Annotated in this window: 11 protein-coding genes; 8 read left to right on the forward strand and 3 right to left on the reverse strand. The window is 63.0% G+C overall.

Annotated elements, in window-relative coordinates:
- Nucleotide 1 precedes the first annotated feature (1 nt).
- The 3 genes from VG320_RS22705 (at nt 2) to VG320_RS22715 (ending at nt 4207) form a co-directional block, all read left to right on the forward strand.
- Nucleotides 2–1225 carry an acyl-CoA dehydrogenase family protein gene (locus VG320_RS22705; RefSeq protein WP_327202314.1) on the forward strand — a complete coding sequence of 408 codons (1224 nt, stop codon included), beginning with the start codon at nt 2–4 and terminating at the stop codon, nt 1223–1225.
- Nucleotides 1226–1230: 5 nt separating this feature from the next.
- Nucleotides 1231–2649 carry an LLM class flavin-dependent oxidoreductase gene (locus tag VG320_RS22710; protein WP_327202315.1) on the forward strand — a complete coding sequence of 473 codons (1419 nt, stop codon included), beginning with the start codon at nt 1231–1233 and terminating at the stop codon, nt 2647–2649.
- An 82-nt stretch (nt 2650–2731) separates the two neighbouring features.
- The gene (locus tag VG320_RS22715; protein WP_327202316.1) at nt 2732–4207 is read left to right on the forward strand and encodes an APC family permease; all 1476 of its coding nucleotides are present in this window, start codon (nt 2732–2734) and stop codon (nt 4205–4207) included.
- Nucleotides 4208–4211: 4 nt separating this feature from the next.
- Here the strand turns inward: VG320_RS22715 and VG320_RS22720 are convergent, their stop codons facing one another.
- Complete coding sequence (locus VG320_RS22720; protein ID WP_327202317.1) at nt 4212–5210, reverse strand: fatty acid desaturase; 999 nt, start codon at nt 5208–5210, stop codon at nt 4212–4214.
- A gap of 53 nt (nt 5211–5263) precedes the next feature.
- Here VG320_RS22720 and VG320_RS22725 point away from each other — a divergent pair, with 53 nt between their 5' ends.
- Nucleotides 5264–6088 (forward strand): phosphate/phosphite/phosphonate ABC transporter substrate-binding protein, encoded by an 825-nt coding sequence (locus VG320_RS22725; RefSeq protein WP_327202318.1) that lies wholly within the window; start codon nt 5264–5266, stop codon nt 6086–6088.
- A gap of 266 nt (nt 6089–6354) precedes the next feature.
- Nucleotides 6355–7374, forward strand: coding sequence for a sulfate ABC transporter substrate-binding protein (locus VG320_RS22730; protein ID WP_327202319.1), 1020 nt, complete (start codon nt 6355–6357; stop codon nt 7372–7374).
- A gap of 85 nt (nt 7375–7459) precedes the next feature.
- On the opposite strand, the gene VG320_RS22735 is transcribed toward VG320_RS22730, so the two are convergent.
- Nucleotides 7460–8677 carry an SfnB family sulfur acquisition oxidoreductase gene (locus VG320_RS22735; protein ID WP_327202320.1) on the reverse strand — a complete coding sequence of 406 codons (1218 nt, stop codon included), beginning with the start codon at nt 8675–8677 and terminating at the stop codon, nt 7460–7462.
- A 152-nt stretch (nt 8678–8829) separates the two neighbouring features.
- Here VG320_RS22735 and VG320_RS22740 point away from each other — a divergent pair, with 152 nt between their 5' ends.
- From VG320_RS22740 to VG320_RS22750, 3 genes are all read left to right on the forward strand, one after another.
- Nucleotides 8830–10245, forward strand: coding sequence for a DHA2 family efflux MFS transporter permease subunit (locus VG320_RS22740; protein ID WP_327202321.1), 1416 nt, complete (start codon nt 8830–8832; stop codon nt 10243–10245).
- Between the two features lie 149 nt (nt 10246–10394).
- Nucleotides 10395–11636 carry a cystathionine gamma-synthase family protein gene (locus VG320_RS22745; protein WP_327202322.1) on the forward strand — a complete coding sequence of 414 codons (1242 nt, stop codon included), beginning with the start codon at nt 10395–10397 and terminating at the stop codon, nt 11634–11636.
- Between the two features lie 271 nt (nt 11637–11907).
- The gene (locus tag VG320_RS22750; protein ID WP_414696098.1) at nt 11908–12294 is read left to right on the forward strand and encodes a VOC family protein; all 387 of its coding nucleotides are present in this window, start codon (nt 11908–11910) and stop codon (nt 12292–12294) included.
- On the opposite strand, the gene VG320_RS22755 is transcribed toward VG320_RS22750, so the two are convergent.
- Complete coding sequence (locus tag VG320_RS22755; RefSeq protein WP_327202324.1) at nt 12291–13031, reverse strand: response regulator; 741 nt, start codon at nt 13029–13031, stop codon at nt 12291–12293. The genes VG320_RS22750 and VG320_RS22755 overlap by 4 nt on opposite strands.
- Between the last annotated feature and the right edge of the window lie 337 nt (nt 13032–13368).

The following is a 13368-nucleotide window of genomic DNA, read 5'->3' on the forward strand; positions in this document are numbered from 1 at the left end:
CATCGCACATTCCACGGGCACCGATTACGACACCCTCGCGGCGCGGTTCCGGCCGATATTCGCCGACATTGCCAGCGGCGCCGCACAGCGCGACCGCGAGCGCATCCTGCCGCATGAAGCCATCGCCGCGCTCAAGGCCGCGGGTTTCGGCGCGGTGCGCATTCCCGTGCAATATGGCGGCGCGGGCGCATCGATCCCGCAACTGTTTCGCCTCCTGATAGAACTGGCCGCGGCCGATTCGAATCTGCCGCAAGCCTTGCGCGCGCATTTCGCCTTCGTGGAAGACTGGCTCAACGCGCCGCCCGACGCCGACCAGCGCGCATGGTTCGACCGCTTCGCAAGCGGCCAGATCGTGGGCAGCGCGTGGTCCGAAGTGGGCGACGTCGCGGTTGGCCAGACCAGAACCAAGGTCGTGCAGCGCGATGGCCGTCACTATCTGAATGGTTCGAAGTACTACAGTACCGGCAGCATCTACGCCGACTGGATCGACGTCTACGCGCAGCGCGAGGAAGACGGCAGCGACGTGATCGCGGCCGTGAGCACACAGCAAAGCGGCGTCGTACGCGAGGACGATTGGGATGGCTTCGGCCAGACCACCACCGGCAGCGGCACCACGCTCTTCAAGGACGCCGTGGTCGAGGCGCGCAACATCATCGACTTTTCGCGTCGCTTCAAGTATCAAACCGCGTTCTATCAACTCTTTCACGTGGCCACGCTGGCCGGCATTGCCGAAGCCGTCAAGCGCGACGCCGCCACGCTCGTGCGCAACCGCACACGCGTCTATAGCCACGGTAACGCGCCGCATGTGAGTGAAGACGCGCAGATCCAGCAGGTGGTGGGCGAGATCGCCTCATGGGCTTACGCGGCGCAAGCCGTCGCCCTGCAATCCGCCGAGCCCGCGCAGCGCGCCTACTTGGCCCGCTTCGGCGGCGACGATGCAGCCGAACACGCTGCCAATGTCGAAGCGGAAATCGCTTCGGCGCAAAGCCAGCTCGTGACCTCCGAACTCGCCTTGCGCGCGGCGACGCATCTGTTCGATGCGCTCGGCGCGTCGGCGATCAGCAAACGTCTGGGTCTCGACCGGCACTGGCGCAACGCACGCACGGTGTCCTCGCACAATCCGCTCGTCTACAAGGCGCGCATCGTCGGCGATTGGGCCATCAATGGCACCGAGCCGCCCTTCGTCTGGCAGATCGGCAACGGCCCCGGCCGCGGGAGCAAGTGAGCGCCATGAGCAAGACCATCCGCTTCAACGCCTTTGAAATGAACTGCGTGGGCCACCAGTCGCCGGGGCTCTGGCGACATCCGCGCGATCGCTCCTGGCAGTATAAGGACCTCGAATACTGGACCGATCTCGCGAAGATTCTCGAGCGCGGCCTGTTCGATGCAATCTTTATCGCCGATGTGATTGGCTATTACGACGTCTATAAGGGCGGCAATTATCACGCGCTTCATCAGGCGGCGCAGATCCCCGTGAACGATCCGTTGCAACTGGCCGCGCCGCTCGCGCTGGCCACCGAGCACCTGGGCATCGGCATCACGGCATCGACCAGCTTCGAACATCCGTACACGTTCGCGCGCCGTCTTTCCACCGCCGACCACCACACCAAAGGGCGGCTGGCCTGGAACGTGGTGACGTCGTACCTCGAAAGCGGCGCAAAAAACGTCGGCCAGGGTGGGCTTGCCGATCACAACAACCGCTACGAAGTCGCCGCCGAGTACGTGGAAGTGCTCTACAAGCTCTTCGAAGGCAGTTGGGAAGATGGCGCTGTGGTGCGCGATCGCGAGCAAGGCGTGTTCACACACCCTGAAAAGGTGCATGAGATCGGCCACAAGGGAAAATATTTCGAAGTGCCAGGTTATCACCTGTGCGAGCCCTCGCCACAGCGCACGCCGGTGCTGTTCCAGGCCGGTGCGTCCGGTCCCGGCAAGACCTTTGCGGCGCAGCACGCGGAATGCGTGTTCGTCGCCGCACCCACGCAAACGCTATTGCGCGACTACGTGGCCGAGGTGCGACGCCAGGCCGCGCTCGCGGGCCGCGACCCACGCAAACTGCTGATCTACAACCTCGTGACCGTGATCGTCGACGAAACCGACGAAAAGGCCCAGGCGAAGTTCGAGGAGTACCAGCGTTACGTCTCCTATGACGGCTCGCTGGTGTTCATGTCGGGCTGGACCGGCATCGACTTCGGCCAGTATCTGCCGACCGATACGGTGCGCCGCGTGGAAACCAATGCGATTGTCTCCGCCGTCGAACACCTCGCGGGCGGCGACAAGGCGTGGACCATCGAGGAGCTGGCGCGTTGGGGTGGCGTGGGCGGTCTCGGACCGGTTTTCGTAGGCTCGCCTTCGACGGTCGCGGACATTCTGCAGCAATGGGTCGAGCACACCGACGTGGACGGCTTTAACCTGGCCTATGCGATCGCGCACGAGACTTTCGAGGACGTCGTGCAACATCTCGTGCCGGAATTGCAGCGTCGCGGCGTCTATGCACGTGAATACGCGCCGGGCACTTTGCGCGAAAAGCTCTTTGGCAAAGGCGCGACACTGCCCGACGATCACCCGGCCGCCCAGTACCGCGATATCGAGCGCGTGAAACGCGAAGCCGCTGCGGCAACGCACACGGCCGAAACCGCAGAAACCGCCTGAAAAACCGCATAACCAGTACGATCCCGCGCCGCGCAACTGGCGCGGGATATGTCTCTTAGCCACTTTCCCGGACTTCAAAATCATGACCGAACTCGCCGCCCAGGCGGGAGACGGCGGCGCCCTGCGTCGCGGCTATCTTTCGCTGTCCGAATTAATTGCACAATCCATCGGCCTCGTCGGCGCGGCCGGCGGCGCCGGCCTGTTGATTCCGGCCGTATTCGCCACCGCCGGCAACGGCACCTGGCTGGCCTATCTGCTGGCCACCATCGGCCTGCTGTTCGCCTCGTGGAGCATCACGCAGTTCGCCAAACGTACCGCGTCGCCCGGCGCGCTCTATACCTATGCGGCGCGCGGACTCGGCCCTATCTGGGGCGTGATTGCGGGCTGGTCGCTGCTGATCGCCTACGGCATCGGCGCGGCGGGCATCCTGCAAGGCACCGTCAACGAAGTCGTGGTGCTGTTCAAGGATGTGGGCGTCGGCGCCGCCGGTACCGGCCTGGTTGCGTCGATTGCCATCACGGTGGCCGTGACCATCGGCGCATGGTTCATCACCTGGCGCGATATCCGCCTGTCCACGCGTACGACGCTGTGGATCGAGCTGAGCACCGTCGTGCTGATCCTCTTCGTGATCGGTGCAGCGCTGTTCCTCCATCACCGCTGGGTCGATCCGCAGCAGCTTGCATTGGCGGCCGTCAAGCCGGACCAGTTGCGCCTGGGCATGGTGCTCGCCTTCTTCAGCTTTACGGGTTTCGAGAGCGTCACCGCGCTCGGTGTCGAGGCACGTGAGCCGTTCCGCCTGATTCCGCGCGCTGTGATCGTCAGCATTCTCGGACCGGCAGCCCTCTTTCTTGCCGCTTCGTATGGCCTGGTTGCGTTGTTTCAGGGCGCGGCCACGCCGCTCGACCAGGCCAACGCTCCGCTCTCCGCCGTGGCGCATGGCATCCATCTGGGCGCGCTTGGCGTGCTGATCGACGCGGGCGTAGCGCTGAGCTTCTTCGCGGCGTTCTTCTCGTCGATCAACGCCGCCGCGCGGCTGCTCTACACGTTCGCACGCCAGGGCCTGCTGCACTCGGCGACCGGCCGCGCGCACGCAGGCAACGCCACGCCGCATATCGCCGTGACGCTGATCGCATTGCTCTCGCTTATGGTTGGCGTGGTGTTTCAATTGCGCGGCACAACGCTGTTCGACGCCTATGGTTACCTGAGCACGATCGCCACGTTTGGCTTCCTGCTGACCTATGTGATCGTCGCGATTGCCGCGCCGGTGTTCCTGCGTCGCCGCGGTGAACTCAAGCCGCTGCATGTAGTTATCAGCGTGATTGCGGTCGTGCTGATCGGCATTCCGTTCGTTGGCAGCATCTATCCCGCTGCGCCCGGGGCCTATGCCGTGCTGCCCTATATCTTCGCGGCGCTGCTGGCCGCCGGTTTCGCGTGGTTTGTCGCGCTGCGCATTCTTGCGCCGCATCGCCTGCACGATATCGAAGCCGAACTCGCCGACGAGGGTGCACAGCAGAATCTCAGCGCAACGCCGGTTGCATTGCCCGCTTCGGCAACGTAACTCGTCAGGCAGCGAGACGATTTTCGTCTTGAACGTCGTGCACATCGTTCGCAAGCTCGAACGGGTGCACGACCGCATCGGTTGCGCGCCAGGCGAAGCGACGCAGCAGTTCGCCATAGCCGCCGCGAATCACGAAGTGTCCGCACTTGTGCGCATAGTCCTCGCGGCGCAGACGCCAGGCGCGCGGCAGGCAATACCACGGCAGCGCAGGCAGATCGTGATGCACGAGGTGGTAGTTGTTGTTGAGAAACAGCAGACGCATGACAAAACCGGCTTCGTTGATGACGATGCGCGCCTTCGGCTCCGGCGCGGCGCGATGCTCATAAAGCGAGCGGATCGTCGCGATCGACAGCGCGGGCCAGGTAATGACAAGAAGGTAATACCACCACGGCACGCCGGCCCATACGTCGAGTACGAACAGCAGCGCGGCGACGCTGATTCCATGCGCGATCCACATCGGCGCGTAACGGCGGTCGCCTTCGCGCAGCGCGTGCCACGCAGCCACGATCACGGCCGCTGCGCTCATGGGCGGCCCTACCAGCATGCGGCCTACGAAGCGTTTGCGCGCCTGCCACAAGGCCCGACGCCATGCAGGCCAGCGCTGCCAGCGTTCGGCTGGCACATAGTTGCTCTCGGGGTCGAGTCCAGGTAAGGTGAGCGCCTCGTCGCGATGATGTTCGAGATGCGTGTCGCGATAGAGCGTGTAGGGAAACCAGATCGCAAGCGGCGGATAGCCCAGCAATTTGTTTAGCCATGCCAGGCGTGTCGGGTGACCGTGCAGCAACTCGTGCTGCATCGACATATGCCATGTGCAAAGCAATACGAAAAGCGGCGTCGCACCGGCCAGCGAGAGTGAATGGCGGCGCACCAGCCAGACGGTACACGCCCACCCGCCATACACAGTGGCAATCAACAGCCAGGTAGGCCATTCCGTGCGGGCGGCCAGGCCCGCTTGTAGCGCGGCAATGTCGCGCGCGTGATCGGTATCGAAATATTCAGCCATGATTCCCTGCACGGACCTGGTCGCTCCCGTCCGCGATTGTCTAAACTGTCACCATGAGCCGCTGGATCGCCGCCCTGCCGATGTATAACGTCACGCCACAGCACGACGCGCTGTGGCGCGCGCTGCTGCGCGATACGCTCGACGCCTTTGCCCACGCAGGCGGCCCGCGCGAGGTGGACCTGCCTGCCGCTCTCCCCCACGACCTGCTTACGCTCTGGCGTCGCCCCGATCTGCTGCTCTCGCAGACCTGCGGCTTTCCGTATCGCATGCTGGGCATCGCGGATACCGTCCATCTGCTCGCCACGCCCGCCTTCGACGCCGATGGCTGCGAAGGCGCGCTCTATCGCAGCGTGTTTGTCGTGTCGGCGCGCGCCTGGGACGCAGGTGCTACGTCGATCGCGGCCTGCCGGGGTCTGCGCGCCGCCTGTAACGGTGCCGATTCGCACAGCGGCATGAACGCCTTGCGCCACGCCGTCGCGCCCCATGCGCGCGGCGGGCGATTCTTCTCGTCGGTCGAATGGGTCGGCTCCCATCTCAACGCGTTGCGCGCGCTAGGCGCGGGCGAAGCGGAGGTGGCGGCCATCGATTGCGTGACGCTGGCCTACGTGCGCGATGCGCTGCCGGATCTGCTGCGCGACGTCCGCACGATCGGCTTGAGCGCGGCGGCGCCGGGTCTGCCGTTAATCGCCTCGCGCCTGTTGCCGCAGCAACAGGTGGCATGGCTGCGCGATGCGCTCGATACCGCCTGCGCCGCCGATACCCAGCGCGCCCGCACACTGCGTCTGCGCGGTTTCGTGCGCCTGACGGCCGCCGATTACGCGCGCATCGAGCAATTCGCCGACGAGGCCCGCGCACTCGGCTATCCGCAACTTGCCTGAACTCACATGCATCAGGCGCTACGGCGCAGTATAAAAACGTGGCGCGCGCGGCACCAATAACGAATCGGCAGATCGATATAACAGGCGCGTGCCCAGGCCCGCAGCACGGTGCTTGCCGGGTCTTTATCGTCAATTCTGCAAAGCAACGCAGGGATCGATATAAGGCCCGCGCCCTCGCTCGATAGAATGGAACGCCTGCGCGGCCATGCCGCCAGCGCATCGCAAATCCAGCGAATAAACCCATCGAAAACCAATCGGGGATCACCATGACAGGAATCGGGCGCGCCGGGCGCCTCATCGGCGCGGGCCTTGTTGCCGCCGCTGCAGTTGCCGCGCCGCTCGCGCATGCGGACGTCTCGCTGCTCAACGTCTCGTATGACGTCACGCGCGAACTCTATAAAGACATCGACGCGAGCTTTATCGCCGACTACAAACAAAAGAGCGGCGAAACCATCGCGATCCGCCAGTCGCACGGTGCATCGAGCGCCCAGGCGCTCTCGGTCCTGCAAGGTCTGCAGGCCGACGTCGTCACCATGAACCAGCCCAACGATATCGATCTGCTTGCCGAGCGCGGCCAGCTCGTGCCCGCCGACTGGCGCACGCGCCTGCCCGACGCCAGCGCGCCCTACACCACCACCATGGTGTTTCTCGTGCGCAAGGGCAACCCGAAGCACATCAAGGACTGGGACGATCTGGCCAAAGCCGGCGTGCAGGTGGTAATCGCGAATCCCAAGACCTCAGGCAACGGCCGCTATGCGTATCTGGCCGCCTGGGGCTATCGCAAGCTGCAGGGTGCGAGCGACGCACAGGCGCTCGATTTCGAGCGCGCGCTGCTCAAGAACGTACCGGTACTCGATGCGGGCGGACGCGGCGCGACCACCACGTTCACGCAGCGCGGCATCGGCGACGTGCTCGTGACCTTCGAAAACGAAGTCGGCCTGATCGAAACGGGCGCGAATGCTCAGGATTTCGAAGCAGTCTATCCGTCCGTCAGCCTGCTGGCCGAGCCGCCCGTTGCAGTCGTCGACAAGGTCGTGGACAAGCGTGGCACGCGCAAGGAAGCGCAGGCCTACCTCACGTATCTGTACACGCCGGCCGCGCAGGAAATCATCGCGAAACATCATCTGCGCCCACGCGACAAGACCGTACTCGCCAGGCACGCCGACGAGTTCAAACCGCTCAAGACCTTCACGGTCGAACAGGTGTTCGGTAGCTGGCAAAAAGCCCAGGCCGTACATTTCGCCGATGGCGGCACGTTCGACCAGATTTACGCCGATCGCAAATAACGCTGCGTGAAGCATGAAGAAAAGCGGGACGGGTGTTGAATGCACCCGTCCCGCTTTTACGTTGATTGCCCCCGTTGAGGCGCGTTTAATTCCACGCGTGGCGCGCAGGCCTGACGCCATTCAGATAGTAATTGCCAACAAGGTGATACTTCCACCGCACGGGATCATGCAGCGTATGCGTGCGCGCGTTACGCCAGTGGCGGTCCAGATTGTGCGCGGCGAGGGTCGATTGCGTACCCGCCAGTTCGAAGAGTTTTTCGCCAGCCAGCAGCGCCGCCTCGGTGGTCAGCACCTTGGCCTCGCCCACCGCCACGGACGCGCGCGCGACATCGTCTTCGCTGACCGTATCTTGCGCGGCGATCTCATCGAGCACCCTGGCCGAGCGCTCAAGCAGAGCCTCCGCAGCATGCAACTGAATGTAAAGCCGGCCGATTTCGCGAATCGTCAGCGGATCGTCGCTTGCGCGCTCGACGCCGCTATCGACCCACGGCCGCGAGCGCTCGCGCACGAAAGCCAGCGTATCGTCGATCGCGGCCTGTGCGATCCCCGCGTCGATGGCCGCCTGAATGATCTGCGAAACCGGGCCGTTAAGCGTGGGCTGGTCGGAGACGCGATACGCGGGCAGCACATGCGAAGCGCTCACGCGCACGTTTTCCAGCGTAACCGTGCCGCTTGCCGTGGTGCGCTGTCCAAAGCCCGACCAGTCGTCGGTAATCGTCAACCCTGCCGTGCCCTGCGGGATATAGGCAAGCCAGCCGCGCTTCTCCTCATCAAGCCCAAGCACCGGCACGAAATGCGCGAACAGCGCACCCGTCGAATAGAACTTGGTGCCGTCCACCACATATTCGTCGGCGTCGCGGCGCACGCGCGTTTTTAGATCGAGCACGTTTTTCGTGCCCTTTTCAGAGAAACCGTTGCCAAACCGTTTGCCCGCCAGGACTTCCGCGAAGAAATAACGCTTTTGATCTTCGGTGCCTGTAAGCGCAATGACGTCGACAAGACCGAAATGGTTCTGCGGCAATTGCCCAATCGACGAATCGGCGGCGGAAATCAGCTTGACGACTTCGGTGAGCGTGACGAAGCTCACGCCCGCGCCACCATAGGCCTTCGGCACCGTAATGCCCCACAGGCCCGATTGCGAAAACCATTCGATCTCCTCTCGCGGCAGTCGCCGTTCGCTATCGCGCCCGGCGGCGCCTTCGGCGAGACGCGCGGCGAGTTCGCGCGCAACCGCAATCGCCTCAGCATCGTCGGCGATCACGCGCACGTTCGCGCGCTGGCCCTGCTCTCCGGTCTCTGCCATGATTTTCTCCGCATGAATGTAGGTGCGGACAATCTAGCAACGAACGCGACGCGCGCCAAACGAGCGATTGGCAGATCGATATTCCATGGCGTGGCACGTTGCAGCGGTAAGATTCGTGTTTCGACAGAGACCCACAAAAGCGAAAGTGGAACATGAGCGGCACGCATAGGGATAGTCCCGCAAAGGCGCAAAGCGATTCACGCATCGATACGCGCGTCTGGAAAGTCGCGCTGGTCATTTCGATCGGCTCGTTCATGGCGCAGATGGATTCGACGCTCGTGAACGTTTCGCTGTCGAGCATCGGCCATGCGCTCGGCGCACCCATTGCGGCCACGCAATGGATCGTGAGCGGCTATCTGCTGGCAATGGCGTTGATGCTGCCGCTCAACGGCTGGCTCGTGGACCGCGTGGGTGCGAAGCGTCTTTATCTGTTCTGCTTCACCGCGTTCACGTTTGCGTCGATGCTTTGCGGCGCGGCGCACAGCATGGCGGCGCTGATCGGCGCAAGGCTTTTTCAGGGGCTCGTCGCGGGCGTGCTGGCGCCCATGGCGCAGATGATGATCGGGCGCGTCGGCGGACAGAACATGCAGCGCGTGATGGGCTACACAACACTGCCCATCCTGCTCGGACCTGTCGTTGGACCGGTGCTGGCCGGGGCGATACTCGCGCATGCATCGTGGCCGTGGCTGTTTTTTGTCAATCTGCCCATCGGCGCGCTGGGGGTGGCGCTTGCGGCCCGGATGTTGCCGCGCGATACGGCGACCACGCAACCACGGCGCTTCGATCTTGCGGGTTTCGCGCTGGTTTCACCGGGTCTGGTCGCACTGATCTACGGTTTGCAAGGCAGTATGGCGTGCTTCTGCGCGGGCATCGCGCTGCTTGCCGCTTTCGTGCTCTACGCGCGACGCAAGGGCGATGCCGCGTTGATCGACGTGCGGATCTTCGAGGGACGCACCTTTCGCGTCGCCGCCTTCGCGCAATTCTTCGCCAATGGCATCATGTTCGGCCGCCAGCTTGCAGTGCCGCTTTTTCTGATCGCCGGATGCGGCTTGTCGGCGGCACATGCCGGAAGCCTCGTTGCCGTTATCGGCATCGGCATGATGATTTCGTTCGCAATCCTTGGTATTTTGACCGACCGCTTTGGCTGCCGCCCGGTTGCAGCCGGCGGCGCGCTGCTGGCGCTGCTGGGCACGCTGGCGTTCGTGTGGATGACGGTTTACGGCTATTCGCCCACGTGGGCCGTGGCGAGCCTCTTTCTTGCCGGTGTGGGACAAGGCACCATCAGCGTGCCTTCTATTGCGGCGGCCTACGCGTCGCTGCCAAAAGCGCGCATGCCCGTGGCCAATACCGCGCTCAATATCGCGCAACGCATTGGCGGTCCGTTCGCGACAACGCTGGTATCGATGGCGCTTGCCATGACCCCGGCGCATGCGTCGGGCGCGCCCGCCCACGCGTTTCTGGCGGCATTCATCGTGCTGGCGCTGCTGCACGCCCTCTGTCTGGCTTCTACGCTCTGGTTGCCGATGTGGATTGCGCCACGCGATCCTGGCAAGGATCGCGTGGTTTGAGCAGGGTAGGCAGAGACTGGCGGTTAGTTGCAATTTGACGCAATAATGCGCTTTGGACGCCCGCAAAGGCTTCGCGCCTGCCCGGCTTACAGGCGATAATCGACGTCAGGCAATCGTTTTGAAACGCGGACTTGAAGAGCGGAGAAGGAATGAGCAAGCAAGGCTTCACCACCAGCATCGTTCACGGCGACAGGATTTCGGGCAGCGAGCACGGCGGCGTGCGCCAGCCGATTCACACGTCGGTGCAATATGGTTTCGAACGCGTCGAGGATCTGATCGGCGTATTTCAGGGCACAAAAAAAGGCGGCTTCAATTACGCGCGCCAGGGTACGCCCACGACGGCCGCGCTTGAGCGCAAGATCACGAGCCTTGAAGAAGGCGTCGGCTCGATCTGCTTTAGCACGGGCATGGCCGCGATTACGGCAACCTTTCTCACGCTGCTGCGCGCGGGCGATCACCTCGTGTCGAGCCGTTATGTGTTTGGCAACACCAACAGCATATTCGGCACGCTGCGCACGCTCGGCATCGAAGTCACGACGGTCGACGCCTGCGATGTCGAGGAAGTGAAGAAGGCCATTCGCCCGAATACGCGCATGGTGTTCGTCGAAACCATCGCGAATCCGGGCACCCAGATTCCCGATCTGCAAGGCATTGGCGACGTGTGCCGCGAACACGGCCTCGCCTATGTCGTCGATAACACCATCACCTCCGCCGCGCTGTTCAAGCCGAAGGCGGTGGGTGCGAGCCTCGTCGTCAACTCGCTGACCAAGACCATCGCAGGCCATGGCGCGGCGCTTGGCGGCGCCGTCACCGATACAGGTCTGTTCGACTGGAGCGCCTACCCCAACATCGCCGACGACTATCGCCGTTCGCCCGCGAAGGATCAGGGCCTGCTGCAGATTCGCAAGAAGGGCCTGCGCGACATGGGCGCGGCGTTGTCGTCCGAGCAGGCGCATTCGATCGCGTTGGGCGCGGAAACGCTCGCGCTGCGCGTGAAGCAGAGCAGCGACAACGCGCTCGCGCTCGCGCAGTTTCTCGAAGGGCACGCGGCGGTCGGCAAGGTGTTTTATCCGGGCCTGAAGAGCCATCCGCAGTATGAAATCGCGCAAAAGCTCTTCAAGGGCGCATCCTGGCTGCTGTCGTTCGAACTGCTCAACACGGAGCGCATGATCGACGTCGTCAACGCCCTGCAATTGCCGATCAAGGCGACCGGTCTTGGCGACACGCGCACGCTGATCATTCCCGTCGCGCCGACGATCTTCTTTGAAGCGGGTGCCGAAACGCGCAAGGCAATGGGCATTTCCGACGGCATGCTGCGCCTTTCCGCCGGTATCGAAGATATCGACGATCTGATTGCGGACTTCGATCAGGCGCTCAAACTGGCGGCATAACGTCAATATCCGGATTCGGCTCGACAATGTTCGGGCCGAATCTGTCTCCCGCCTCAACTCAAACGCGAGCACTCACCTCTCGCCGTCCCGCCTGCTTCGCGAAAACGCCCGCCAGATAAGGCCTTTCGCGTAACCCGCAGCGCACCGTAATGCGAGTATTCGACTGCGCGCGCTTCTCCTATTCTGTTCTCACTGGAAGCACGGCATGGTGCCGTTGCCACTGCAAGCGAGACAGAACATGAGCGATACCACTCAACACCTCATTCAGGCCATGAAGCTCAATCACCTGAGCTTTCCCTCGGCCAATACGGAAGCCACGGCGGCATTTTTTGAGCGTTATCTGGGCTTCACGATCGCGGGTAGCTGGGACCGCTCGTATATTCTCAAGCGTCCCGGCTATGACGTCGTGATCGATCATGCCGGCAGCGACACCCCCGCGTGGCCGAGGAATTTCCACCTCGGTTTCGAACTGCCGGACCTGGAAGCCGTGCAGGCGCTTTATGCGCGCTTCAAGGCCGCAGGCGTGCAGATGGAGACCGAGATATTCAATAACGGGCGCGGCTCGCGTTTCTTCTGCCGCGCGCCTGGCGGCGTGATATTCGAGATGAATACGCGCAAGGATGCGGCACCGGAATATCAAGGCACGTTCGACGACTAAGACGGCGCGTACGACTCCAGCGTCTCCGATTCCGGAACGAACATATAACCGCGCGTGCGCACGGTCTGAATCACGCGCGGCTGCTCGGCATTGACTTCGACGATACGCCGCAGACGCAGGATCGCCACATAGATGCTGCGCGTGCAGGAACTGCCACTTCGCGCTTCGAGCAGGCGCACCAGCGCTTCGCGGCTGATCACCTGCATAGGACGGGAGGCGAGATGCGCGAGTATCAGGATCTCGCTCTCGCCGATCTTCACGGGCACGCCATCTTTAAGCAAGCTCTGTCGCGAAAGCGTGAGTTCGAAACGACCGAACTGGATGCGATCGAGCGCCGGGCCCATCGGCCGCGTGCTTTGCGCGGCGCCAAAACGCAGCACGGCATGAATGCGTGCGAGCAGTTCGCGCGGCAGAAAGGGCTTGCCGATGTAATCGTCCGCGCCTATTTCAAGGCCGATAATGCGCTCGGTCTCGTCCGCGAGCGCGGTAAGCATGATGACGGGCGTGCTTTTGTCGTGTTCGCGCAGACGTCTGAGCGCCGTCAGGCCATCCACGCGTGGCAGCATGAGGTCCAGCAGGACGATGGAAGGCCGCAGGTTTTCGATCGTGCTTTCCAGGTGCTCCGCACTATGGATGGCAGTGAATCGCACCCCACGCGACGCGAAGAAGCTGCCCAGCAGCTGACACACCATTTCGTCATCGTCGACGTGCAGGACGTGTAGGTCGGACTTTTGCATAGGCGCGGAATAAAGCATGAAGCAAGCGGGCTTAAAAACAATCGTAAGGCAGATGATGCGATAAAGACCGTCTCACTGGCTTACGGATTATTTCCGCGTGTTTCTTTGTTACTTTCGCCTCGCGCCGCGCGAGGGAAATCAGTGGCACGCCAACGCGCAATAAATGGCCGAAGCGATCGCCGTCGCCCCAATGCCTGCGCCGGGCGCGAGATTGCAATACCGGGCGCATTTTCCCACGGATAGCTGGCCACTCCCATGCCCGGAATTGCGCCGTGCCTTACCAGTTCTTTCCTTGCAGGCGATGGTTCTCTATCCCCGCATTTAACCGGCCATGGCG

This window comes from Paraburkholderia sp., assembly GCF_035948235.1.
Lineage (GTDB): Bacteria > Pseudomonadota > Gammaproteobacteria > Burkholderiales > Burkholderiaceae > Paraburkholderia.